Origin of the sequence: Methanosphaerula palustris E1-9c (genome assembly GCF_000021965.1) — an archaeon.
Classification (GTDB): domain Archaea; phylum Halobacteriota; class Methanomicrobia; order Methanomicrobiales; family Methanospirillaceae; genus Methanosphaerula; species Methanosphaerula palustris.
Genome location: NC_011832.1, coordinates 1,410,501 through 1,435,665, shown reverse-complemented (window position 1 = coordinate 1,435,665; position 25,165 = coordinate 1,410,501). Strand labels below are relative to the sequence as shown.

The 25,165-nt window shown below is 46.8% G+C and carries 23 protein-coding genes and 2 pseudogenes; 8 read left to right on the top strand and 17 right to left on the bottom strand.

What is annotated here, in order from left to right:
- Positions 1-73 precede the first annotated feature (73 nt).
- The 4 genes and pseudogenes from MPAL_RS06965 to MPAL_RS06955 form a co-directional block, all read right to left on the bottom strand.
- Positions 74-367: a hypothetical protein gene (locus tag MPAL_RS06965; RefSeq protein WP_148208171.1), complete on the bottom strand. Its 294-nt coding sequence runs from the start codon at positions 365-367 to the stop codon at positions 74-76.
- Positions 368-506: 139 nt separating this feature from the next.
- On the bottom strand, positions 507-1,040 hold the full coding sequence (locus tag MPAL_RS06960) for a hypothetical protein (RefSeq protein WP_048145247.1): 534 nt from the start codon (positions 1,038-1,040) through the stop codon (positions 507-509).
- A 114-nt stretch (positions 1,041-1,154) separates the two neighbouring features.
- Positions 1,155-1,214, bottom strand: a pseudogene (locus MPAL_RS17525) (zinc ribbon domain-containing protein); the annotation flags it as partial.
- Positions 1,215-1,467: 253 nt separating this feature from the next.
- Positions 1,468-1,950, bottom strand: a complete 483-nt coding sequence (locus tag MPAL_RS06955) for a zinc ribbon domain-containing protein (protein WP_012618039.1) — start codon at positions 1,948-1,950, stop codon at positions 1,468-1,470.
- Between the two features lie 256 nt (positions 1,951-2,206).
- Here MPAL_RS06955 and MPAL_RS15770 point away from each other — a divergent pair, with 256 nt between their 5' ends.
- Positions 2,207-2,503 carry a hypothetical protein gene (locus MPAL_RS15770; RefSeq protein ID WP_148208170.1) on the top strand — a complete coding sequence of 99 codons (297 nt, stop codon included), beginning with the start codon at positions 2,207-2,209 and terminating at the stop codon, positions 2,501-2,503.
- Between the two features lie 85 nt (positions 2,504-2,588).
- Here the strand turns inward: MPAL_RS15770 and MPAL_RS14425 are convergent, their stop codons facing one another.
- On the bottom strand, positions 2,589-4,718 hold the full coding sequence (locus MPAL_RS14425) for a NosD domain-containing protein (RefSeq protein ID WP_012618038.1): 2,130 nt from the start codon (positions 4,716-4,718) through the stop codon (positions 2,589-2,591).
- A gap of 670 nt (positions 4,719-5,388) precedes the next feature.
- Here MPAL_RS14425 and MPAL_RS06945 point away from each other — a divergent pair.
- On the top strand, positions 5,389-6,081 hold the full coding sequence (locus MPAL_RS06945) for a hypothetical protein (RefSeq protein ID WP_148208169.1): 693 nt from the start codon (positions 5,389-5,391) through the stop codon (positions 6,079-6,081).
- Between the two features lie 76 nt (positions 6,082-6,157).
- Here MPAL_RS06945 and MPAL_RS16900 read toward each other — a convergent pair whose 3' ends face one another.
- From MPAL_RS16900 to MPAL_RS06935, 3 genes and pseudogenes are all read right to left on the bottom strand, one after another.
- The gene (locus tag MPAL_RS16900) at positions 6,158-6,628 is read right to left on the bottom strand and encodes a hypothetical protein (protein WP_012618036.1); all 471 of its coding nucleotides are present in this window, start codon (positions 6,626-6,628) and stop codon (positions 6,158-6,160) included.
- Positions 6,629-6,736: 108 nt separating this feature from the next.
- Positions 6,737-6,892: pseudogene (locus tag MPAL_RS17520) on the bottom strand (double zinc ribbon domain-containing protein); the annotation flags it as partial.
- A gap of 317 nt (positions 6,893-7,209) precedes the next feature.
- The gene (locus tag MPAL_RS06935; RefSeq protein ID WP_012618035.1) at positions 7,210-8,694 is read right to left on the bottom strand and encodes a hypothetical protein; all 1,485 of its coding nucleotides are present in this window, start codon (positions 8,692-8,694) and stop codon (positions 7,210-7,212) included.
- 91 nt (positions 8,695-8,785) lie between these two features.
- Here MPAL_RS06935 and MPAL_RS06930 point away from each other — a divergent pair, with 91 nt between their 5' ends.
- From MPAL_RS06930 to MPAL_RS06920, 3 genes are read left to right on the top strand one after another with little or no spacing between them, the layout of a single operon-like run.
- A complete protein-coding gene (locus tag MPAL_RS06930; protein WP_012618034.1) occupies positions 8,786-9,100 on the top strand; it encodes a hypothetical protein in 315 nt (104 codons plus the stop codon).
- 9 nt (positions 9,101-9,109) lie between these two features.
- On the top strand, positions 9,110-9,499 hold the full coding sequence (locus MPAL_RS06925; protein WP_012618033.1) for a hypothetical protein: 390 nt from the start codon (positions 9,110-9,112) through the stop codon (positions 9,497-9,499).
- On the top strand, positions 9,483-12,626 hold the full coding sequence (locus MPAL_RS06920) for a hypothetical protein (protein ID WP_012618032.1): 3,144 nt from the start codon (positions 9,483-9,485) through the stop codon (positions 12,624-12,626). The genes MPAL_RS06925 and MPAL_RS06920 overlap by 17 nt, the downstream gene beginning before the upstream one ends.
- A 99-nt stretch (positions 12,627-12,725) precedes the next feature.
- On the opposite strand, the gene MPAL_RS06915 is transcribed toward MPAL_RS06920, so the two are convergent.
- On the bottom strand, positions 12,726-13,025 hold the full coding sequence (locus tag MPAL_RS06915) for a hypothetical protein (protein ID WP_048145245.1): 300 nt from the start codon (positions 13,023-13,025) through the stop codon (positions 12,726-12,728).
- Between the two features lie 30 nt (positions 13,026-13,055).
- Between MPAL_RS06915 and MPAL_RS06910 the strand changes: the two genes are divergently transcribed.
- Entirely contained in the window at positions 13,056-13,706 is a 651-nt protein-coding gene (locus MPAL_RS06910; RefSeq protein ID WP_012618030.1) for a flavodoxin family protein, read from the top strand.
- Between the two features lie 749 nt (positions 13,707-14,455).
- Here MPAL_RS06910 and MPAL_RS06905 read toward each other — a convergent pair.
- Positions 14,456-15,025: a flavin reductase gene (locus MPAL_RS06905; RefSeq protein ID WP_012618028.1), complete on the bottom strand. Its 570-nt coding sequence runs from the start codon at positions 15,023-15,025 to the stop codon at positions 14,456-14,458.
- A gap of 4 nt (positions 15,026-15,029) precedes the next feature.
- Positions 15,030-15,485, bottom strand: a complete 456-nt coding sequence (locus MPAL_RS06900; protein ID WP_048145244.1) for an HNH endonuclease domain-containing protein — start codon at positions 15,483-15,485, stop codon at positions 15,030-15,032.
- On the opposite strand from MPAL_RS06900, the gene MPAL_RS06895 reads away from it, so the two are divergent.
- Positions 15,469-15,732 carry a hypothetical protein gene (locus MPAL_RS06895; RefSeq protein ID WP_148208168.1) on the top strand — a complete coding sequence of 88 codons (264 nt, stop codon included), beginning with the start codon at positions 15,469-15,471 and terminating at the stop codon, positions 15,730-15,732. The genes MPAL_RS06900 and MPAL_RS06895 overlap by 17 nt on opposite strands.
- A gap of 307 nt (positions 15,733-16,039) precedes the next feature.
- On the opposite strand, the gene MPAL_RS06890 is transcribed toward MPAL_RS06895, so the two are convergent.
- The 5 genes from MPAL_RS06890 to MPAL_RS06870 are packed head-to-tail and all read right to left on the bottom strand — an operon-like array spanning position 16,040 to position 21,923.
- A complete protein-coding gene (locus MPAL_RS06890) occupies positions 16,040-16,480 on the bottom strand; it encodes a hypothetical protein (RefSeq protein WP_012618027.1) in 441 nt (146 codons plus the stop codon).
- Positions 16,470-18,461 carry an AAA family ATPase gene (locus MPAL_RS06885; protein WP_012618026.1) on the bottom strand — a complete coding sequence of 664 codons (1,992 nt, stop codon included), beginning with the start codon at positions 18,459-18,461 and terminating at the stop codon, positions 16,470-16,472. Before MPAL_RS06885 ends, MPAL_RS06890 begins: the two co-directional genes overlap by 11 nt.
- Positions 18,462-18,656 carry a hypothetical protein gene (locus MPAL_RS06880; protein WP_012618025.1) on the bottom strand — a complete coding sequence of 65 codons (195 nt, stop codon included), beginning with the start codon at positions 18,654-18,656 and terminating at the stop codon, positions 18,462-18,464.
- A gap of 8 nt (positions 18,657-18,664) precedes the next feature.
- On the bottom strand, positions 18,665-20,788 hold the full coding sequence (locus MPAL_RS14420) for a DEAD/DEAH box helicase family protein (RefSeq protein WP_012618024.1): 2,124 nt from the start codon (positions 20,786-20,788) through the stop codon (positions 18,665-18,667).
- A gap of 10 nt (positions 20,789-20,798) precedes the next feature.
- Complete coding sequence (locus tag MPAL_RS06870) at positions 20,799-21,923, bottom strand: YkvA family protein (RefSeq protein WP_012618023.1); 1,125 nt, start codon at positions 21,921-21,923, stop codon at positions 20,799-20,801.
- A 289-nt stretch (positions 21,924-22,212) separates the two neighbouring features.
- Between MPAL_RS06870 and MPAL_RS06865 the strand changes: the two genes are divergently transcribed.
- Complete coding sequence (locus MPAL_RS06865; protein WP_012618022.1) at positions 22,213-24,015, top strand: DUF262 domain-containing protein; 1,803 nt, start codon at positions 22,213-22,215, stop codon at positions 24,013-24,015.
- 4 nt (positions 24,016-24,019) lie between these two features.
- Here MPAL_RS06865 and MPAL_RS06860 read toward each other — a convergent pair whose 3' ends face one another.
- Positions 24,020-25,159: a cysteine desulfurase family protein gene (locus MPAL_RS06860; RefSeq protein WP_236610457.1), complete on the bottom strand. Its 1,140-nt coding sequence runs from the start codon at positions 25,157-25,159 to the stop codon at positions 24,020-24,022.
- Positions 25,160-25,165 lie beyond the last annotated feature (6 nt).

Below are 25,165 nucleotides of genomic sequence, written 5' to 3'. Positions count from 1 at the left end.
GATAATCGAAGTCAGGGCACATAGGGTAAACTGGATCGTGAATGATGAAAAAAGGGAAATATTAATTTATTAATTATGCCGGCTTCCGGACCATCTCGTAAACCTCAACCTCCCCGTCCGCCATCGTCAGAGAGACCGTCCCGCCGGATACCGGGCCGGCCGTAACGACGGGAGCGGGTGGGGCCGGCGGCCGGGGTCCCCGATCCTCACTCACCCGGATCGTCACCCTAGAGAGGTCGACCGACCTGACCGACGGCGGATGGACTTCGACCAGGTCGCTGACCTGGGCTGCGGTCGGCACCTCAAGGACCAGGGATCCGGAGAACGGCCGGCTGCGTGGACGGGGGCGTCTACGAACTCCAGCCACTTGGTTGGAGGTGTGGGCACGCCGGCTGATCGCTCAGGGGGTATGGCGGCTCGTGCCCGATGATGGGGCTGTGTGATCTGCTCCCGCTGTTTCTTTCCGGTATCGGAAGGAGAAAGGCGTACCGGGGGAGGCGAGTGGATTATCGTGACTTCCACAAACCTGTAATCATCATGCTAAGGCCAAATCCTGCTACAATTGTAAAGATAGTGCTGTGCCCTGGCCATTTGATTATCGCAAGCAGACATATTCCAGAAAGGAGTGGGCCTTCCCATCTCAAATCTTTGTAGGTTTGTTTCAGAGCGTCGGTTGGATTCTGAACATTACTCAGCTCGAGCTGTAATACAGCAATCTGCGGGCGCCGGTAGAGGTAGAGTGGTATACCGATGAAGAAGACCGCACCAGCGAGACCCGCCCACGATGTTGGACTCCACGTCAACGAATCTCTTGTCTCCTTCTGACCACGCCCAGCCTTAAGAACCGTGGCATCTATGAAAATGACGACACTGATGATGATTGCTATGATAAAATATAAGATAAGCCCCCCGATTATCAGCGACCACCAGAGGACAGCTAGGGGTATCCCAAATAAGATGAGCAAGAACAGCACCCAGGTCGGAGGATCATTGCCTGTGATGACCGGAGGAGGAGACCCCTCCACGGATTGTGGTTGCATCACTGTTTCCTGTAGATGAGGGGGTGTCTGGTTCGTTAACAACGGTTCTGATCCTGGGGAGATATAATAATCCCGACCGAGTACATCCGCGGCTTTTTGCAGGTTCACCCGACACGAAGGGCACAGGATCCACCCATCCTGCGCATCTGCTCCGCAGTTGGGGCATTGCTTCATCCTAGCATCACCATAGCGGAGGATGCATTCGGTATTACGTTAAACCTTGAGGTCATCCCAAAACTGATCACAACCCCCCATCACGTTGCTGGAATGGCTCGTGTTCAGTGATATGTGGAATCAATAAGAGTTTAGCATGAAAATCAGAAAAATGAGTGTGGATAAGTGAGGATTTTCATTGGTTGAGCCTGTGACCACAGGTCTCATAGTCGTTTTGGGATGACCTCTAATGATTGAAGTGTTTGAGCTTTAATTACCTCACAAAAAAGCCCAATATTGCATTACCAATATATATTCCAATTAATAGAAAAATAAACATTAAAATTACCACGCCAATCATCAATCCCCCTTGATCAAAAGATGTAATTGGATTATTTGGGTGACGAGTCGTTGCGACCTCCCCCTCGGTTTTAAAAGTATATATTACGGCTATAATTATAAATAAAAATATTATATAATAAGATATATTTTTTATGTAATTATAAAACAAACCATCGATAACTCCCAAAAAGATAACGAGAAAGAGAAGTGTAAGACGACCCACTTGGGGTCGTGACTGTGTCGTTGTTTCCTGCTGTAAAGGGATCTCCGGTGTGGAAACTACCTGTTCAGACCCGGGCGAAATGTAGTGATCTCGTCCGAGGCGTTCCGCAGCCTTCCGCATGTCAATCCCACATGAGGGGCACAGGATCCACCCATCCTGCGCATCTGCTCCGCAGTTGGGGCATTGCTTCATCCCAGCATCACCATAGCAGAGGATGCGTTCGATATTACGTTAAACCTTCTGAAATGCATTTTTGATTTCTCCCCTCATATTGTATCGCCTCAAGGTTGCGATGCCTCCGCAGCCATCATGGGGAGAATTCATGATGACCACGACTCCTTACTCTCCATTATATCTGACTATTACGGCTGAATTGGGGATAGCCCAAAAAATCATTTAGAAAATATTATGCTGTGATATGCAACAATTGATATTTTAAGGTCAAAATATGGAACTCGTTGTAATTTTAACAATAGTTGTGCTTGGCCTCCTGTTGTGGGGTCTCAATTATCTATCCCAGAAGGGGAAGAAGGCAAAAAGAACTACCCATTCAACGAACACCAGTAGACCTGTTTCCCGATGGGACGCAAGCCGGCGGACGACGGAAAGTTACTCTGATAGAGATGATGGTGTAAAGAATTACTGGTCTATTAGAGGTGGATCGGCTAAAAAGTCCTTTGGAAAGGTGACCCAACAATCAAAAGAAGGAAGGTCATGGCACAACATCAATCACAAATATAAATGACCCTGGTTTTTTGAATGTGCCTGAGGCATCACCTCTTTCTGAACTGCATTTTTAGATTTTCCTCCTCACCCTCTTGTAAAAAAAGTTAGATCTGGTTAAAGAGGAGGACGACGTCATTGAAGTCGATCTGTCCATTCCTGTTGAAGTCGAAGGCAGAGACAGGTTCATTCGCGGCGATCCAGTCCATATTGTTGAAGAAGAGTACCACATCATTGAAGTCAAGTCCCCCGTTGCCGTTCACATCATTATTCAAACCATCGCCATTGAGAGCCTTGGGCGGGTTCCTGCTCCCAGGCACCACACGGATAACTGGAAGGCTCAGAGGATAATAGTCCGTATTTTGAGATGCGATAATGAAGGATGTATCAGCGAACCCGTCACGGTCATTGTCTACTGCGGTTTGAGAAAACCCATTTCCATCAGGCTGACCCCAATAATTTCCTCCAAGAGCACTCCCCTGCACGATATTCTCTCCAGAAACCGGTGTAGAATTCCAGCGGTTGGGGGACAGAATGTGATCGATATTTTTAGAGTTATTCAGATAGTTGTTCGTGATGACGTAGTCTTTTGCTCCGTCAATCCCGACATCATTTCCTTCAATGTGATTGTTGATGATGGTATTCTGCCAGGATTTCATACCTTCCCCTGTGAACCATGTGCAGATACCGTAGCGATTATTGGTTATCGTGTTATTGCTTACGAGATGATGTCCACCACTCTCGTGAAGACTAACACCAATCCTGTCCCGGTCAATGCTATTGTTGTCGATAAAGCAGTCATGAGAATAATACTCTAAATCTATACCCACCTCAGAGTTGTCTGAATAATGGCATTTTTTGATAATAAGATTCGTAGTATAGGTGAAGATAGTGCCAACATACCCGTGAGAAAATGAACAATTTTCAATAACTCCGTCAGTCAGTTGGTTCACATAAGCCCCAAGTCCAAAATTAACAACAGTGATATTGCGGATCACTATATTATGGACTGGTTGTGATGATCCAATCTTGATCCCTGCGGAAAGTATGCGAGGATCGGCGCCGGGTGGGATGAATCCTATTCCTGATATCGAGTGTCCATCTCCCTCGATAATGATATCGGAGCCGGAAATCACAATACAATCCGTGGAACAATTCGAGATATCATTGACAAGATGATATTCTCCAGGTTCATTGATGGTTCTGGGAGCAGTGATATCTCTCGGGTTGGTGGTTAGAGTTGGGCTCGGAGTAGAGGTTGGGGTCTGCGTTGGGGTTGCTGTAGAGGTAGGTGTCGATGTCGTTTGGGTAATGGTCGGAGCGGTACCTTGGGAAGTAAATTTTTGGATTCGGTTATTGGCTGTATCGGCTACATAGACGTTTTCTGATGTATCAATTGCAGTAGCCGATGGAAGTCCAAACTGCCCCTCTCCAGTGCCTCCTGTTCCCCATTTTGTAATGAAGGTACCAACTGACGAGAACTTCTGAATTCGAGAATTATAGGTATCCGTAACAAAAACATTACCCGCATCGTCGACGGTGACACCATAGGGAGCGACGAAATGGCCGTCCCAAGGACCGGGTGTGACACCCCAGGTATCAATTAATGAGCCATCATCTGTGAATTTTAGAATTCGATGGTTTGCGGTATCGGCTACGTAGACGTTACCTGTATTGTCTACATCGATACCGAAAGGGCTGCTCATATACCCCCTGCCCCATGAAGTGATATATGTACCATCGGATGAGAATTTTTGTACCCGGTTGTAACCCCAATCCGTCACATATACATTCCCTGCATCATCAACACAGATCCCTTCGGGGGCGGCAAACTGCCCTATCCCAATTCCCGGACTCCCCCATTTTATAAGGAACTGCCCCGTCGATGAGAATTTTTGAATCCGATAATTGCCCGTATCAGCAATGAAAATGTTGCCTGTTTTATCAACAGCGATGCCACGTGGAGATTTGAATTGTCCATTCTCAATCCCCTTACTTCCCCATGCATTAATGAAGGCACCGGTTGATGAGAACTTTTGGATCCTGTTGTTATTCGTGTCTGCAACAAATATATTTCCCAATTCATCCACAGTGATCCCGGATGGTGCTGAGAACTGGCCGCTCTCCGAACCATTACCTCCCCACTGCGTTGTGAATTGATACGTCTCGGTTGCTGTTACAACCTGAATGACCCCACACAAAAGAAGAATAGCACAAATTAATAATTTCAATTTCATTAAAACCACCACAAATAATTCTTACGACACGGGAGCACAGGATCCGTCCGTTTTGTGCCAGCTCCCCACATTTGGGGCACTGTTTCATCGCCGCATCACTATAGTCGGGAATGTGTTGGATATCACCTTAAGCATTCCGAAGTGATTGCCGCATCACCGATCGGTGTGAGCCACTGCGCCGGGTTCGGAGTCATCAGCTTCGCGACGCCTGCGGCGACCACGAGTAGCAGGAGCATCCACGGGAGATACTTCCAGAACCTGCAGAGGAACCGTCTGATCACTTTCGGCACGCTACCCTTTTTTCTTTACAACGTGATATATTCCGGTGTATCATTTTTTATCCAATATTCTTTTAGAAATTTACTTCAATCTATCCTTATGTTCACTCAACCATCACCCCCCCTGTGAACTGCCGGGAATGTCTCCCCCCAGACCCACTGATTTAAAAACAGTTAAAAACACAATTTCGCGATTTTTAAATCCACCTCGCCTTTAAATTCTGAAACGGATAGAAAAACAGGCGATATCCTATGAAATGACCCCCATTTTTTAACAGGATAGGAGGTGGTCGGCTGGTTCCGGTAATGGTTGCACCAGATAAAAACGCAATTTGTAAGAACGGCACCGCTGATATGAAAACATGCCTAGTCCTCCTAACAAGTTCAAAAGGTTGGAGAAAACGCTTAAGAATCTATCAAATCAAGCGAACAAAGTCCTGACGATAGATGGTGTTATATTAGGTCTTCTTGTTTCCTTCTTGGGTTTTCGTGATCCCAATTTAAAGATGCTTGATGACATCCTTCCACGATGGATATTCGGTTTTGCATTAGTAATGCTATTGGCTTCGATATTCTGTTGCATAGGGACTATCAATTCAGGGATTTACAAATCTAAAAACACTAAATACAACACCCCGGATTGGTTTGAGACACTACAAAAACGTGAAAATAACGCGCTTCGATGGTACGCATCGGCGTTATATCTGCTATTGATTGGTGCTTTCGCTCTTTTCGTACTTGAAGTAATAATAATGGTTCGACCAGAATACCATATTTTTTTCGTCGATCAGATTGTCGGTCCAATGATTCAAATCTCGCTTTTTCATCTAATTGTCCTCGTATCCCTTTTCATAGGATTCATTATTCTAATACAGTGGTCCCAAGTGCTCCAAAAAACTTGGAAGACATATCTGCTTCCGGTGGAACAAACAGGCGAGACATCAAAATCCGGTTATGGTAAACTCAAGTATATATTATCGAAGATATGGAAATACAGAATCTTCAGCCAATTTCAATTTGATGAAAAATTTGATAGTGAAGATCAGCAGACGATACTCTCTGATTTTTCTCACACCCCGAAATGACAATTTAAGGTTCTAATATCCTGCCCTGACCCGCAATTCAAAAATGGAGATCATCGGCTGGTGGCAGGATGTACTGTCATTTTGTCTGTGGTACTAGTTCCAGGTGGTTCGAGGTGATCTCTGGGATTGTCACGCTGTTTCCAAGCACCGCTGTGTAGGTCTTCAACCCATCGACCTTACCCCATATATCGACGATATCCCCTTCAATAAACCGTGGACCATTATAGTTAAGGTAGATGAGATCCTCGTAATAATACTCAGGTTTGGTTGAGACCCGGAAGACATAATCGCTTCCTGAATTTTGAGACTGAATGATCTTCCCCTGGATCTTCACGATTTTTCCGATATATTGCTCGTTATTTCGGAAGAGATCATCATAAGGGACAACTATCGCTGTGGATTTGAGTTGATTAACGGTCAAACCGCTAGATGATGCGGTAGTGGCAGGGGTGGAGGAGCCCGATCCAAATATAATCCCAAGTAATATTAAACCAACGACGAGTACTATGACCCCTTTTACTACGAATTTTATGACGTGGACCCCCATCGAGACGCCTCCCTGAGGCGGTGATCTGGGGGATGGATTGTGTCGTAACGGGGGGGATTGCGGTTGCTGCTCTGTAGATCCTTGTAGGACATTTGCCCCACATTTCATGCAGAATGACGAGTTAACGGGGATGACTGTTCCACAGATATGACACGTCTTCGCTGACACTTCTTTCGTGCCCAAGGGCGAATCAACAATATTCTTGCAATACGGACAGATCTTGTAGATGTCCCGGATCTCCTTGCCGCAGTGAGGGCATTGCATTCAAGGGAGTCCTCGTATGAGCCGATGAACCTTCCGAAATGTTTCCACAACTTGAGACCCGGTTATGACTCCTAAAAAAGAAATGGAATGGATAATCGTGACTTCCACAAACATGTAATCGTCATGAAAAGGCCAAATCCTGCTGCGAGTGCAAGGATATGGGGTAGCGTCCCAAATGTGCTGTATATTTAATAAGCCTCGAATCTGTATCTGATCCTCTCTCCTCCATTGTCAATACTTTTTGCCAGTCACCCACTCCTCGTTAATCTCCTTGCGGATCGATCTTACAATCCTGATGTGTGAATCCTCACTCCTCGCTATCCCCTCCGATTCACGCCGGCCTGCCGAACCAGCTCGTATACCTCAACCTCCCCATCCGCCATCGTCAGAGACACCACCCCACCAGAGATCGGGCCGGCCGTGACGACAGGAGCCGGTGGAACAGGCGGCCGGGGCCCAAAATCCTCACGCACCCGGACCGTCACCCCGGACAGATCAACCGCTGAGGCTGAAGGCGGATGAACCTCGACCAGATCTGAGATCGGAACAGAGGCAGGCACTTCCAAAATCAAAGACCTGGAGAACGGCCGGCCGATCGCCCGGTACCGGGCAAGGTCGGCTGCGTGGGCCGGAGCATCGACGAAGTCCAGCCGTTCGGTGATACCGAGCAGCACGGGCCGGCCATCGCCGGCGAAGTTGACAATCCCGATCTCCAGGTCGGCATCGATCGCGGTCGCCTGCAGGGCCCGGCGGGTCGCACCGGTCGAGACGAACTGCCGGGCGATGATGCCGACCCCGCCGTACTCGATCACCAGGCCGTAGGCGCTCCCGTCGTCACTGCATGACGCGAGCACGACTGACTTCGGCCGTTCGTTCTTGAATAGGTAGCCAGCCTTCCGGTTCCCCTTCGCCTGACACCGGTTCAGGGTCACATGGTCCTGCAGGTAATAGCCGCACTGGTACAGCTCGGCCGGCGTGGTCCCGGACCGCTGGCCGTTCCCTTCGCTTACACAATCCTCAAAGAGCAGATCGGCGGTCCGCTGCTCGTGCCCCTCCCAGGAGCCGTCGGTGTGAAACCCGGACTGCCAGGAGTCGAACGCCCTGCACTTTCGAACCGTGAGCCCCAGGAGGTGACCGGTATCGATCAGATCGAACCCGCAGGACCAGTCCCTCACACCGTCCCCCTCCTGCCCGCTCCCGCACGCGATCGCCTGGCACTCCTCAAACGTGACCCGCTGAAACGTGGCAGCGCCGGCGCCGGTCGTGTTGCAGGAGAAGCCGTGATGGTAGGCCATCCGGGCGGTACACCGCCGGTACACCAGATCGCTGAGGACCTGACCGTCCCTCCCCCAGTTCATGAACGCGGCCGTGCAGCCGCCGGCCTTCCCGAACGGGAGGTAGGTCCGGCCGTCGAGGGTGTGAGCGATCTCGACATCCTCGCAGGTGAACCGACTGGCGTAGTTCTGGATCCCGAAGTAACCAACACCGCTGAACCCGCCGAGCGTGACGCCCGGCGAGGTCTCCGGGATCTCGATCCGGCACGGCGATCCGGCCGCCTCGATGATCGTCTGGCCGGGTCCGGCCCCCATGATCGTGACCCCCGGACCGGGCCGGAGATACCGGGATCCGTCAGGGGCGAAACCACCGTTACCATTAAGTGTGCCGGCCAGAATTTTGATGCACCTGTCAGGTTTCCCGGCTTCAGCGGCGATTTTCGCAAAATCTGTCTCCCCATCCAGGACGATATCGGCGTTATTTTTCTCTGGAACCGGGCAATTTTTTTGAGAAATGATTATGGTCATAATTTACTATCATCCCCCGAATCGATAGGTTTATACTCTGATGTGAATAATTTTGGAATCGCGATGTTACTATCGCTTTTGGGGAGAAATAATGAGCGAATCAGTTTTTTCATCAGGCATGCGTGGAGCGATCCCGGGTGCTGTAGAGGATCCGGGCAGGGCCATCACCCTCGTCCCTGGCTTGAACGGCACGGTTCGGCTCTATCACGCCGACCGGGCTGTACACATCGATCACAACGCCCTGCGCGATCTGTTGGTCCTGCGGGACACGGCAGTCATTTATGATGCCAGCGGGACTGCGATTCGTCTCCCGTCTGAACTCAGGTATATTGTACCTCGGCCGGCTCTTGTAGATGCCGCTCGCGGGCTAACCAGGTCCCGGTTCGATCCGATGCCTTCGGTGTGAGGGTGCGATATGTCAACCGAAATTGTGGAAGATACCGGAGCGGAGCCGCTCTTTCCCTACCTCCGACGGCACGCCATCGAACATGAAGCGGCCTCTCGTCTGCGGGGCCTCGGGTACGGGGTGATCCGGACCGACGGCCGCTACCCGGGCGTGAACCTGATTGCGATGAAAGGCGACCATTTCAGGTTCGTCTGCGTCAGGCGACGGAAGAAGCCGGCCGGGATCCTCGCCCAGGTTGCAAAGGTGTATGCCGAGGATCTGTATGAACTCCGGCGGTATATCTCGTCGATCGTTGCCGCCGATCTCTGGATCTGGTCCACGGCGGACCGGTGGCGGTACTTCGCCGTCTACCCCGGTGGAATTCAGGAAATTGGTGAGAACGATGCCTCCCGGCTCTGATATCCGGCAGGGTCTCGAGGTGCTGCTCGCTCCGGGCCAGGTCTTCGAGGTCCGGAGCTGGACGGGCGATCGCATCGCCTCCGGCTACTTCGACGACCTCGACGTCGCCGCGAAGGCGATCGAGGCGCTCGACGCGGCGAACCCCGATGGCATTTACCTGACCCCGAACCCGGTATTACCGGACCTCCTGGCGAGGAGGGCGAACCGGATCAAGGGACCGCTCGCCAAGAAGGACTCGTCGACGAGCGATGGCGACATCCTGAGCCGGCGCTGGTTCCTGATCGATATCGACCCGGCCCGGCCTTCGGGGGTCTCCTCCTCCGACAAGGAGCACCAGGCGGCGCTGGACCGAGCGGCCGGGATTGCGGCGGCCCTGGGTGAGATGGGCTGGCCGTCCCCGGTCGCTGGCGACTCCGGCAACGGTGCTCACCTCCTGTACCGGGTGGACCTGCCCAACGATGACAAGGTCACGGCTTTAATCAAAGCCGCTCTTGTCGCACTCGACGGCCTCTTCTCTGATGAGAAGGCCTCGGTCGATACGGCCGTGTTCAATGCCTCGCGGATCTGGAAGGTCTACGGGACCGTTGCGAGAAAGGGTGATTCGACCGGGGCCAGGCCGCACCGACGGAGCCGGCTCCTCTCGGTGCCGGACTCGATCACGATCGTGACGCGGGAGCAGCTCGCAGCCCTGGCGATCACGGATCCTGGTGTTGTCAATGCAGCAGCGCCGGCTCCCTCGAACAGGGGGACCGGGCGCAAGCTGGGGGAGACACTCAACCTTGCCGGCTGGTTCCACGACCACGGCCTCGGCTTCTCCGATCGCCGGCCGTACCAGGGCGGCGACCTCTACCGGCTCGACGCCTGTCCGTTCTCCTCGGCTCACACAGATGGAGCCTTCGCGATCCAGTTCGGGAGCGGGGCGGTCTATGCCAGCTGCCACCACGCCTCGTGCGGCGGCGGTTCGCAGCGGTGGCCGGAGCTCCGGGAGATGTACGAGAGGCCAAAACAGACGCCGGCGGCTCTGCAGAACCGCGACGAGAAGGAGGCGGCATGGCGGAAGGAGAAAGCCATCGCGAAAGAAGAGGCAGCCGGCCGGGATGGTGCAGCTCCGACGCCGGTGGAGGCCGACGCAGCAGATGAAGCGGTCCTGGCCGAAGCCCGGCAGATCCTCGAAACCGGCGACCCGCTCGCCTACATGGTCGACGCGTTCAACCTGGACCACGTCGGGGATCAGGTCCTCGGTCAATGTCTCGCGTTGTCGCTCGCTTCGCGGCTAATCCAGAACTCACAAGGACTTCATGTCATGGTAACAGGGGAGAGCGGGAAGGGTAAGAGCCACGGATACCGGGCGATGCTCCGACAGGTACCGGACGCCTATAAGATCAAAGGCTCCTTTTCGGATAAGTCCCTCTTCTACATGGACGACCTCAGGCCTCAGTCCGTAATTCTGGTCGATGACAAGGACCTGAGCGACGGCATACAGGAGACACTGAAGGAGGCGACCTCCGACTTTCGAAAGCCGATCGTCCATCGGACCCTGACCACCGAGCGGAAGTATATCGAATACACGATCCCGGCCCGGTGCCTCTGGTGGATCGCAAAGATGGAAGGGACCGGAGACGAGCAGGTTCAGAACCGGGTCTTGATGGTCTGGGTCGACGAGTCAGCGGAACAGGATCGCGCTGTCCTCGTTCGGAAACTGGCGCAGGAGTCACGGGACGAATCAGGGCCGGCCGGCGAGCCGCGACAGGTCACGGTCTGCCGGGCGATGTGGGAGATTCTTCAGGGTCTCGGCCTTGTCGAGGTGAACCTCTCCCGGTTCGCTCATAGGATCTGTTTCTCATCCGCCCGGAACCGGAGGAATCCCGACATGCTCGCGGACCTGATCAGGTCCGCGGCCCTCCTCCGCTTCTTTCAGCGGGACCGGCGCACCCTCGACGACCAGACGATCCGTCTCTATGCAACGCCGGAGGACTTCAAGACGGCCGCCGACATCTTCACGGCCCTGAACGGTGAGGCCGGCAGCCAGGACGCGAAACTGACCAAACGAGAATCCCAGATCCTCGACATCATCGACCGGGCTGGCCTTACGGAATTCACGCTACAAACGATCGTTAAACTGACACAGATCCCATATCAACCAATCCGCAGAACCTTCGCGGGTTACTTCTCCCACGGGGCGAAGTATTCAGGGTTGCTGGAGAAGTGCCCGGCGTTATCGACCCACGACCAGACCACCTCATCGGCCGGCCAGGATGGTGGTTCGTCGGTCGGCCGGAAAGAAACCGCCTTCACCTTCAACCGGGAGATCTATTCCTCCTGGTCGAAGGGTAGCCTTGTATGGCTCCGGCCGGACGATCACGACGGCGGCGATGCGGCTGATCCGGAACCTAATTCTTTTCATCAACTTCAGCATTTATTCAGCATTTCTTCAGCAGTTGATGAAAAAAACTCGCCGACAGATGCACCGGCAGATTGCGGAAAAGAAGAAGGATCTTCTATTAAAAAAAATAAGAAAGAATTATTTTCATCAAATGAAATAACGAAAGAGGTCTCGCTCGATCAGAGAGCCGGTCCGGTGCCCCCCTTACGTTATTCAGCGTTTGCTGAAAACAATTATGGAAAGAAATCATATGGCGCGGAATCGACGAAACACGAGCACACTGGAGGCGGTTCGTTTTCATCAACTGCTGAAAAAAAAGGAAATGCTACTGAAGTTGATGAAAAAAATTCAATCCGCCCACCGGTGCTGACTCTCGCCCAGGTCCGCGCCTCCGACTATTCCCAGATCGCCAAAGGTGCGATCGTCGAGACCTGCCCGCTCTGCTCCGGCCGGCTGGTGCACTATCAGGAGAAGTTCACGGCGATGAAGAACCGGGGCGGGGACCACCCGCGCCGGCTCTGCCGGTCTTGTTACACCCAGGCGAAGGAGCGAGAGCAGGCCGCCGTCCAGGTCCTGCCCGGTGCCATTCCGTTCGATGAGGTCAGGCCGATCACCGCCGGCCTGCTCGGCCGGTGCTCGGTCTGCGGGCTCCAAGCGGCGACGTACGACCACGCCGGCAGCGGGACGGCGATCTGCTCCAGGTGTTATGAGAAACTGGTGCGGGAGCAGGTGGATGTCCGGTAGGGCCGGCTGTGGTTGGATCTTCTCCGGGATACCGGTCCCAACCAGGCATTGTGCGCGAACCGGACCTTTATCGAATCCGAACCATGATGATGGTCACTGTCAGAGCCAAAACTGCTCCTTCATCTCCCGAATCTCCGCTTTCAGGGGGGTATAATCCCCTTTCGTAGCGAGGGAAAGCGCCTCCTCGATCGTGTGGGACGCCTCCGTGCGCCGGCCCTGATACTCGAAGATGGTCATCTGGCCCCAGAGTGAATACGCAAGCCCTTCAACGTTTCCGAATTCGCGGCAGATCCGTTCCTGCTCCTTGAGACATACCATGACACCGTTCCGGTCGCCGAGGACCTGCAGGATCATCCCCTGGTTCCCGAGAGAGGCTGAGAGGCCGGCGACTACCCCCACCTATTTATGCCAATCTTCCAATAGCCTCTCATGAAACTCATCGCATTCAACGGTAGTCCCCGGAAAAAGTGGAACACCGCGACGCTCCTTGAACATGCACTCAAAGGCGCCCAATCCGAAGGGGCGAAAACCGAACTCATCCATCTCTACGATCTGGACTACAAGGGCTGCACCAGCTGCTTGGCCTGCAAAAGGATCGGGGGAAAGAACTATGGGCACTGTGCCATAAAAGACGATCTCAAGCCGGTCTTTAAGAAAATCGAAGGAGCGGATGCAATCCTGGTCGGCTCGCCCATCTACTACGCGATCACGACCGGCGAGACCCGGTGCTTCCTCGAACGGCTGATGTTCCAGTACTCGCCGCACGATAAAGAACGGTCCACGCTCTTTGGTAAAAAGATCCGGACCGGATTCATCTACACAGCCGGGGCACAGGAGGAGATGGTGAAGGAGAGGGGCTTTGACCGAAATGCAGAATTGACGGAGATGGAGATGGATCGGATCTTCGGATCCTGCGAGTCGATGTTTGTCACCGATACCTCCCTGTACGATGACTATTCGAAGTATGTCTCCACACTCTTTGACCCGGAAGAGAAGAAAAAACACCGGAATGAGCAGTTCCCACTGGACTGCAAAAAAGCATATGAGTTCGGAGCGCGTCTGGTCAGGAAAGCGGCGTGAGATCTTCCGGTGAAGTGCCGCCGTGGTGGTCCGTCTGGGGCAGCGGAACTTCAGGGTCGTGGGGTTTGGGGGGTGACCCGGGAGAATTTTTCCTCGCCCTGATATAGGTGTTCGGACTTGCCTGGATGTTCAGCCTTCCCTTTACAATCGGTTTTGAGATCGTGCAATGGTTCAAAAAACGACAGAAACAACATCGGCGTTGAGATCCGGACTTTTCAGGGAACTGATATCACTTCACCTGGATGACGAGGCCAGACTGTGAGGCCGGCTGGCCGGACTCGTCAGGCTCGTCGATGCCGGCCCTGCAGAACGGATACGCGGTCATCCTTTCCATTCGTCAAACCCCTGGATGTCGATCAGGCTCTCTCACTTTCTGACTAGTCGGGGCCGGCAGAGATCGGTGTGCTAGCATCAGGAGATGCAGTTTTACTCAGGATATCAGACTCCTCATTTAATTCAGACTCAGTCGTCGGTCGAGAATATCGTGGTAAGCCATGGTACTACCAGACTAGCACAGGATGATTGCGAGGCTTTTCGACCAGAAATTCTGGGAGGCTATCAACCAGAGGATCGAATAAAGATCCTCATTTCGAGAAGATCGAATTTCAGATCAGATATTCGATTCTCAGAACGTCAAGGTCGATTGGGGCGACGCATTGTCACCGTCAGGAGCAGATTTATAAATTGAATAATTTGCAGGATGGCGAAGAGAATGGCCGATCATTCTCTTCGTTAATTCATGTTTATTCTTATTTCTTTACCCAAACATGGGTGATCTCTCCAAATACATATCTGCGATGATCGTTTGCTTCTTTGTAGGCTTCGTTTATATAATCTCTCGCTTCCTGTGAGTAAAAATCACGGGGATTTGGGGTCGTAACCTGCGTTAATTTACATTCAATAATCAGTCTGGCTTCTTTAAAAGACATATCTCCGGAAGGAGTTTGAACACCGGTCAATTCAACTTCTTTCATCTTCTCACTATCTCTTCCGGATTTACTTCCCAGAAAGAGTATTTGTTCTTTATATTCATTCGGGAAGTACGACATCGTATATGTTTGCTCTTTTAGAATCATTTCAAGCGTATATCGGTCTGCTCGAAGAATACACCAGGTGGTGGGTTTCATGAAAAGCATCCCCAGGCCACCCCCGCTGGCTGTCATGGAATTATAATGATCTTCCTTGCCCGCAGTAATGACCGGAAAAACTTTTCCAACCAGCGTAAATACATCGTCGCATATCTCTTCTGGAGTAATTTGTTTGAATAATTGATCGAACTTCATCGCTTTGACCGTTACATGATCTGTTGTTTCGTTCATTTTTTCACCTTGCAGGTCTGGTCTCTTTATAGTATTTCAGATACTCGCACTTCTCGATCAGATGGTCGATCCCCTGCTCATATATAGTGATCGCGCCGGCCTCTCTGCCGGTCAGGGAGACGGCGATCTCCTGTCTGAACCGAAGCGGATACGCCCGATCGAGGAGCGTCCAGTTCCCGATGATCGCCTCCGACCTGGCTTCGATGAGGGCCGGGGCGGGGATCCGGGCGCTCTTCCGTGCGTTCACGTGCTTCTCGGCCGGCAGCAGGTTCCAGAGCTGGTTGTTCCTCCAGAGCGAGAACGGGATCGCATGGTCGATGTGGAGGTCCTGCGGGTTTTTGATCGCCTCCCCGGTCCAGACGCAGGCGAGCGAGCCGGCGGTTGCGAACCGGTTCAGGTACACCCTTCTGGCGTCCAGTATCGAGCGTTCGGTCTCCGGGACGGTGCGGAGCCGCTCCATCACCAGTTCGGGGGTGACTGTCCCGGACCGGTCGGCGACGGCGGAGAATGTCGCCCACCGGTACAGGATCGAGTCCTCGCCCGAGAGGAAATTGCCGAGGTACTGGAAGACCGCGAAGATCTCCCGGCTGAAGGTGAAGGTGCCGGCATGTGATCAGGGATCGATGGGGAGGCCGGGGGGGAACCGGGAGCCGGTGGTGAACTGGAAGATCGAATACTCGTCCTTCGAGAGCGACCGGCCCAGGTAGCGCATCGGCATCGTGGTGATGGTGGTCCGCAGGCTCTTTAACAGGTCGAGGACCGGGCCGGCGATCTCAGGTGGGAAGGTGCCGGCCTGGTAGTCCTGGTAGAAGGCGCCAAAGGCCGCCCCGGGTATTGTAGAACCGGGTCACCACGGCGAGTTTCTCCCGGAAGGTGAGAGCCATTCGAGGCTTTTATGGGGGAAGTAAGGGACAAAAGATCCCAGAGATCATCATCAATTTCGATGAAGGTCATACAAAGACCCTAAGGGACAATTAGAGATAATTGTTTTGGGAAGACCTCTATGAAAGAGGATCATGTTTTTTCTTCTAAAATATCTTTTAAATCTGCTTCTAGTGATTTTGGGTAATTAATCCCATACTTTTCAATATGGGAGATAAGAATTTTAAGACCCTCGTTTGCATATTCCTCCGCATTCGCATACATTGAAGATTCGTCTTTAAGGCAGAGCAAATTTTGGGATTCAGAAATTCCAATCGATAATAACGCCCATTTTTGCCTCTCGGTCATTGCATCGACACGAACATTGGCCAATTTTGGGGATTTAACCAAGGATTTTTTATCTCGATATTTCCCTATTGCCATGGCAAAAATAAAAAGATCTTTTTGATATTTTCCGGCAAAGATAGATTTCGATCCTTTATTCAGCCATCCCCCCTCCTTATCCGTATAATATTCAAATTGCTCTTTAGAGTATGATGCATCTCGTGGCTCGTTATTATGATTAGTTGCCATCGTACCTCCTCACTGTCGACTCAGTTTGATTACTATTTTCAATTATCTGGTAGAAATTCTCTTTCAGGAGATACCTATTCAGGTTCGCCTTAACATTGTTATCATATTCAGTAGGGGTGACAAGAAAAATTAATTGCGTACCTTCTAAAAATTTTGGAAGTTCTGTTGTTATATACTCTCTATGTTCATTATCGATTTTCCCGAGAGGCGTATCGATAATAACTGGTGCTTGGAACCCGGAGATTGTCATAAGTGCACTCATAAATGATAAACCGAGAATCAGATATTCACCTGCAGATAAATCATTGATGACATTGTAACCGTCGACATGATGCACTTTAACAACATAATTTTCATCGATTGTAATTGAACTAAATGCTGTTTTTTTACGAATTAACGTGTTAAAATTCTTGTTGAGGTTTAATTCAACCTGTTTTCTGATTTTTGTTTTGATTATTTTTTCAGTAGTTCCGAGTATTTTTAATGTATTCTGAACAAGTGATAATTTTTCATTTAATTCTGCGTGTTTCTTGTCTTTTGAAAGTTCTCGGGCTTCCTGTTCCTTTAATTCAGTTAATATCGCATCACATTCATTCTTTTCAGCATTATTGCCGATTAGGAGTTGATTATTTTTTGCAATCAGATCTGTGAGTTCTTCTCTTCTGTCTTCATAACGATGAATCTCAGCGATATCATGGTCTTTTATTTCGTCAGAGATTAATTCACGCCGTCGTTCCTTCTTCTCAAGTTGATCTTTAAAATCCTGAATTTCATCGTTAAACGCATCGATTGTTGCAGGAAAATCTATAATACTAGTTAATATTTCTTCAATCGTCGTTTTTCCAACAATCGAGATTTCACTTAATTCGGAGAGAGTAATTTTATTACTATATTCTTCGAGTGTTTCTCTCGCATTGCCCACAAGTTCATTTCCGCAGATACAATACCCTTTTTCGAGAAGTTCTTTTATAAAGGTCTTTTTTATCCGTGGAGGTAATTCACCTTTATCCACTTTTTGCTCAATTATTTTATAGGTTTGCTCAATCTCCTTTTTTAAATAAATAAATGGGGCGATCTCTACAAGATAAGAATTACGTTGATATTCTTTTTTCCCGATTTGTTCTTTTAGTTTTTGTATATCAGTTTCTAGAGACTGTCGTTCTTTTTCTAGAGTAGATATTACCGAACTACTATGGTTCTTAAGAAAATCCTTTACCTTAATAATTTCTTCCTGATCTAATTTCTTCTCTTTCTCTATTCTTTCTATTGTGTCTTTCTGATTGTCTAATTTTTCTTGTGCCAGTTCGATTTGATGTTGAACTTTCCCAATTTCAGGAGTTGTTGCTGAGACACTTTTCCTTATATTTTTCTCCAACTTTTCCAAATGATTTGCTGCTTTATAAACGAGTTCAAGTTGAGAAACCACATCGATAGCTTCTGCGATTTTTTCAGGAGTACTAACCTTAAAAAAATCCCGGAGTTGTTCGCCATCGATAAAGAAGAAATTCTTTAAGGCTTCTGGCAAGAGATTATTAATTAAAATCTGTGTATCATCACCGATGTCGATTTTATCTTGACCATTCACCTGGTGAGTTACCGATAATTTACTTGCTTCGTCAAAATGATATTCTCCAAGAGCACTTTTTCCACCTCCAAGAGTTCTCTTAATCATCCATGGACCGTTATCTGTTTTAAGGTGGATAACCACTTCAGCAGTGATATTTTGATCTTTGGGAAGATGTTTTAATGCTGATGTATTGATAATAGGCATTCCAGTAGAGTCAGAAATATCCTTACTTTTATGGGTCTCAATTCCATACAGGCACCAGGTTATCGCATTCAATAAATTCGATTTACCAGCACCATTTTTTCCAAGAATGAGTGACACATTTTTTATTTTATCATTTTTGATATCCAAAGTTTGTATTCCATAGTATTGCCGATAATTACTGATACTAATGGAAGAAATCGCATACTTCATTCAATTTCTCCCCTTCAGAACATCATTAACCATCTGTTCATATTCATCTTCAATTTCCGATGACCGAATGTGCCTGTTCCAGATATCAAGTTCATATCTCAGTGATTCTCGAATCAGTCTTTTTACCTTCCGATCATCGCAATGTTCGTCGATAGTCTCTAAAATCAATTTGTTAAATTCAGAACCCTCTTTCATAATCTACCTCAGAATACACCATATTTTTTCTTCTCTTGAAATATCTGACGAAATACCTCTGATTCATTCATGGCATCCTTTGCAAATTCTTCAAGTCGGCTCATTTGAGAGTCAAAAATCTTCTGTTCAGTCTCCGGATTCAAACGGGAATCGTTGAGGTTGGGGACGGAAAAAAAATCATAAATTACGGCTTTACCCTTACCAGGAAATCTCCGGAGAACGCGTCCGCGTCTCTGAATGTACTCTTTTGGATTTCCTGAACTGCACATTAAGATTGCATTTTTTGTAGAAGGAACATCCACGCCTTCATCGAGACATTTTATCGCAACAAGAACGTCATAATTTCCTTTATCAAAATTGTCGAGGAGGTATTCCCGTTCTGTCATACCAGAATATTTTTCCAGATGTCTGATTGCATCCTCACCGCAGGTAAATTTATGTTGAACTATATTTTCTGAGTTTCGGATAATATCCTGTACCGGCTCGATCTGCTGAGGAGAGCAATAGATCAAAGTATGAGATATTTCTCGCTCGTTGTTCAATTGATTGATCAAATCTATAAATTGTGGGTACTTTTCGATGGCATTTTTTAATATATCCTGTCGCTCCCGTAATTTCATCTCCAGGATAATCTCTTCTTCTCTTGTTCGATGAGATTTTGAAAAAGATATGGCAATTTGCCTGCTAATGTCAGCATAATTGTCCATCTCCTCCGAATTTAACTCTGCAAAGAGAAGATGGTAATCATAAGGGACGAGATAAGACTCATTTGTAGTAGGATTTATCTCATTGATTGCCTGGTGAAGATTAAATTCGTACACGGTTTTGTCGAAATATTCCATCAATTTATTCGTTCCAAACTCATCAAAATAGCGATGGGGTGTTGCACTTAATCCTAGGCGATAACGATATTTATCGATCAGGCCATTGATCCTTTTCACCGATCCCATTCCGTGAACTTCATCTGCAATGAGAAGAGCCGGTGATTTGAGATCCTCCATCATTTCAATAAATTTTTTGGAGGATATTGTATCATGGGTTGCAAGGATAATAAATTGCGGCAATTTTCCCAGGCGGTTATCAAGGATTTTATCAGTACATTTATCCTTCCACTTAGGATCCATACTGCTCGCATAGATAATAGGAAGGTCAACACCCATCTGATGGATATTCTGTTCCCATTGTGTTGTAAGATGAAGAAACGGGGTACAAATAATTGTTATCAGTTTTTTCTCTTGCTTCAATAATTTCTGTAATGCACCAATAGCAGTGTATGTCTTTCCAGTGCCAGTTGCCATCTCTAGAATTCCCTGACAGTTATTAGCAAACCAGGCATCGATTGCTTCATGCTGGTAATGACGAAGAACTATTGATGGATCTTTTTTCGTTCTATATCCCAGACCCGACTCACATACCTCCTCAACTTCCATAAGGAGCTCTTCGATGGAATAGAATCCGTTTTTGTACACATTGATGAGATCCTGCTTTACTGCTTCAGGGAATGGAATGACCCGAGTTTTTCTAGCCCTATTATTCCAGAGATCATCAAATTCTTCAATATCCTCATTGATAGAATCCTGATAATTCTCCTCCCAATTAAAAAAAACTTTGAATTTCTCAGAATTATATAACCAGCCGGATTTACTCTCGTTATTCGATCCGACGAAAGTGACGATATTTTTTTCATAATCTTCAAGGATTCCAATTTTCTGGTGGAGTATTGCGTGCCCAACTACTTTTTTCTCGATAAATCCTACTTTAATCTCCATCTGATTATTGGAAATAAGCCAACCGAGCACCTTAGCATGGTTTTTTTTACATTCGTCTTCGAGATTCGATAGGTCTAACAGAAATTTGCTCTGAATAATTCCTTCAGGAGATTTTATTCCCATTTCAATCTGTTCATAATCTTCATCCGATAACTGGACATTGAGGATGAATTGAAAATGACCTCCCTTTTTAATAAATTTTGAAAAACCCCGGGCTGCAATAAAGAGCGAACTTGAGGAAAAATATCCTGTGACTCTCCGGTATATCCGTGCTTCATTTAATACGGGGATGTAAAAATCGTCGACCAGGTTATCTTTTTCCGAAGAGTAGGAGTGTTTCAATTTGAGATTCTGAAAAGACATGCCAACCTCCCTATTTCCCTAGAAGCGCATTCAATCTTGCTTCTTTCAATCGACGTTCAAGGATGTCTTCAAAATCTTCCTCGTCATCTTTTCTCATTCCAACATAGTATTTATGATTAATTTTTGATAATTCAATCAATCTGTTGATCTCATCTGACTCTCCACATTTCTGGAGAATATTCTTAATCTGCTCGACCGTGGTTATTTTCATTTTTTTATCATGTAGTTTATTGAGCAGAAAAACAACGATTCCTAATAACTCTCGTTTTTCAGATGCTATTCTAGATAGTTTTTGAGGGTAACTACCAGAATATTCTTCTAGATTGAGCGAATTGAATTTATGCAAACCTACCTTTCTTAAAACATCATAGGTAAGGTCCCCAAGGATTTCAGATGTCTGAAGATAGACATCGTCGATGGTTGCAAAAATATCCTCTTCATAAAGCCAATTCTCATCAATCAATTCCGGGGAACTTTCTTTAATTTCTTTAAGGACAGAACTGACGATAAATAAATCATCGATGTATCCATCTTCTTCTTGATCAGGAATAACGTCCTTTTCTAATACGAAATAGGCAATCGCCGAACTGATCATCATTTTAGTATGCCAGTCAGTGAATTTATCGTTGAGAATATCACAAAGAAGTTTGAAGAAGATTGGACAATTCATCAGTATTTTTTTGTTGGATCCCTCGTATTTTTTCAAATTTTGAATCAGAACATCGTAATATTCGAAACTGTGTTTATTCTGATATTCATCTACGAATGATGGTTTCTCTTCAGTAATGGGTGATTCTTCGTTTGGAGTATTACAATTATTAACAATTTGAAGAATTTGAATTTCACCCGATTTCAATTTTTTTCTATTTATTTGTAATTTAAAAAAAGGATCTTCAGCAATCAACAGGACACGGTTATCAATCGTTTTGTATGAGATAGCGCCATCATAATGCAGGTTTTTTATAGTTTCCAGGATCTTGCTTTCATCTTTCTTTTCCAGGGGGTCGCAACGCCAGTGATGGTTGATCCACTTCATGAGGGCGCGGGCGCTAATTTCGTCCCCGGTTTTTTTCAAAAAGGGATTGGAGAGTATCAGGTCGATAAGCTCATCAATTTCTGGGTTACACTCTGACATTTCGTCGGTCTCCTCAGGGTTATTGGCGTTAATTATCGTAGTTCTTAATAAAATGCGTATTGAATAAAAAGGTGTTGATTCGAGTTCGAAATATTCAGATTTTATAAAATAGCCTGTTGAAACGCTTCACAATATATTTGCCCCCAAGTAAAGATTAGTTACATTGTCTGGGGTGAAAACTGACAATTTTAATAGAACTTAAAATATCAATGCATTTTTAAATTGTTTTGGGCCAGTAATGAGATAAATTAAACAGACCTAAATATTATCTGTTAAAATTTTTATATACATGGCATCTGATTACACTATAACTGAAGTTGACTTACTAAATCTTTTCACGGAAAACGAAAATGTAAGATATGTTATTCCTAAATATCAGCGACATTATATTTGGAAAAAAGAAAACTGGGAAGATTTCTATTCAGATTTAACTCAAAACGAGAGACACTTTTTAGGATCGATTATTCTCATCAATAAAGAAAGAAACAGTCGAAATCCAAATCTTCAAATTATTGACGGCCAGCAGCGGATAACTACCTTGTCATTATTATATGCTGCAATTTTTGAAAGGTTAAATAATATCAATAAGGAAAGCATCCCAGAAAAGGAGAAAAAATTTTATGATTATTATCTTGTCAATCTTGAGAAGGTTCTAAAAATTGATAAATCAGAAAAGTTAAGGCTTGAACTTTCGCTCACGAAACAAAATAATGATGATTATTGTGAAATAATGAATCTTATTGGACTTTGGGAATCTCAAAATCAAAGCCAAACTCGATTTAAGACTAGGAGACTTTATTCTGCATTTCAATTTTTCAAAGATAAGTTGAATGATTGCGAATTTACAAATATCCGACAAATATTAGATACAGTTTTTACTGGAAAATTAATTTCCATTGAAGTAGGTAGTAATTCAGATGCATTCCTTCTATTTGAAAGTCTTAATAATAGAGGTGAGCCATTATCAGCAACAGACTTGATTAAAACAAAAATGTTCTCTGAATTAATCGATAAATTAATACTGGATGAAGATTCTGCCTTCAAAAATTGGGAGAAACTTATCGAAAATATAGATGATTATAAATTACAAGAAAAGTTTTTGATTCATTATTATAATGCTTTCAAATATAAATCAGAAATATTTGAATCTACAAAAGCAACAAAAACTAATTTAATTACTCATTATGAAAAATTAATTGATAATGATGTCAATTTTGTTTTTTATGATTTGATTGAAAAATCAGTCGTTTATAAAAAATTTATAGCTCCTGAATATTCTGAATTAGATGAATCGATAAAACAAGGTATTATTGATTTGAATCATATAAGTGGAATACCCTCGTATTCTTTCTTATTGTATTTATTTTCAAATTTCAAGGATAAAAGTGAATTACAGGGCGATATAATCACGTTTTTGGTAAAATTTTTTGTAAGACGTCATCTGATTGATTACCCAAAAGTTCGGGACTTAGATCAAATTTTCATTGATCTAATAAAAAAATGTGAAGATAACAAAGAACATATTTGTTTTGACTATATTGTCAACGAATTATTGACTTTATCAAGATATGATGGATCATCAATCAATACGTTCAGAGAAAAAATTAAAGGAAATATATATTCTGAAAATAAGGATGTCGCAAGATTTATTCTCTGTAAAATTGAAGAGACCCATTTTACTCGAGAAAATTGGAAAAATTTGTGGGCAAAGAAGCAAAAAAAATATAATTGGACTATTGAACATATTTTACCCCAAAATGAGAAGCCTAATACAAAATGGGTAGAGATGTTTACGAGAGGAGATTTACCCAAATTTAAAAATTTACACGAAAAATATATCCATAAAATCGGGAATTTAACAATAACAGCATATAATAGCGTTTTATCTACAGATCTATTTGAAGAAAAGCGAACTAAAGTGGATGGACAAAATAACAGAATTGGCTATAATAATGGTTTATATTTAAATGAAAAAGTCTTTTCTGAATCTGTTTGGACACCCGAACAAATTGAAGAACGATCTCAGTCACTTGTTGCTGAAACGTTGGAAATTTTCAAATTTAATGACGCTGAACTAAGAACATTAAATTAATAAATCATTTTAATTTTTCTAATTGTTTCAAATAATCGTATACCTTTTTTATCCCCAACCCCACTTCCTTCTCCGAATTCCCTCTCCCCAATCCAAATCGCACCGCCGAGTGGGACTCCTCGACTGTCCGTCCAATCGCAAGTAACACATGCGATGGCTCAACGCTCGTGGTCGTGCAGGCAGAGCCAGCAGATATCGATACATCGTCCCTCAATAAATGAATCAATGCCTTGCTCTCGATGCCAGGGAAACAGACATTCAGGTTGTGAGCAAGCCGCTGGGTTGGATGCCCATTCAACATCACCGATGGATACGCTTCTTTGAACGCATCGAACATCTGCATTGTCCACTGACGGAACCGCTTTTCTTCCTTGCCCATCTCCTTCCTAGCAATTGCGAGCGCCTCTCCGAGCCCAACGATACCCGTTACATTCAGCGTCCCCGAGCGAATCCCCTTCTCCTGCCCGCCACCAAAGACAATCGGCGATAATTTCACACGGGGCTTGCTCCCCCGGACATACAAACCGCCGATCCCCTTCGGCCCATAGATCTTATGACCGGAGAAGGACAGCAGATCGATGTTCATCTCCTTAGCATCCATCGGGATATGGCCGACGGCCTGCGCTGCATCGGTATGGAAGAGCACGCCGTGTTTGTGAGCAATCTCCCCGATCTCTTTGATGGGTGCAATCGTCCCGATCTCGTTGTTCGCCGCCATGATGGAGATCAATACAGTCTTCTCGGTGATGGCGTCTTCAACCTGGCCGGGGTCGACAAGCCCATAATGGTCAACTGGTAAATACGTCACAGATTTGCCGGCCATCTGGAGATGCTTGCAGGTATCAAGCACGGCCTTGTGCTCGGTAACACAGGTGATGATATGATCGCCCTTAGCAGCGTACTGCTCGGCAACACCAAGAATAGCGATGTTATCGGACTCGGTCGCCCCGCTCGTGAAAATGATCTCCTCGGACTGAGCGTTCAGGATATGGGCACACTGTTCCCGGGCTTTCTTCACTGCATCAGCAGCCACCGCCCCATAGTTATGATCGATACTGCCGGCATTCCCGAAGATCTCGGAGAAATAGGGGAGCATCGCTTCGAACACGCGAGGGTCGACAGGGGTAGTTGCGTGTGAATCCATGTATAT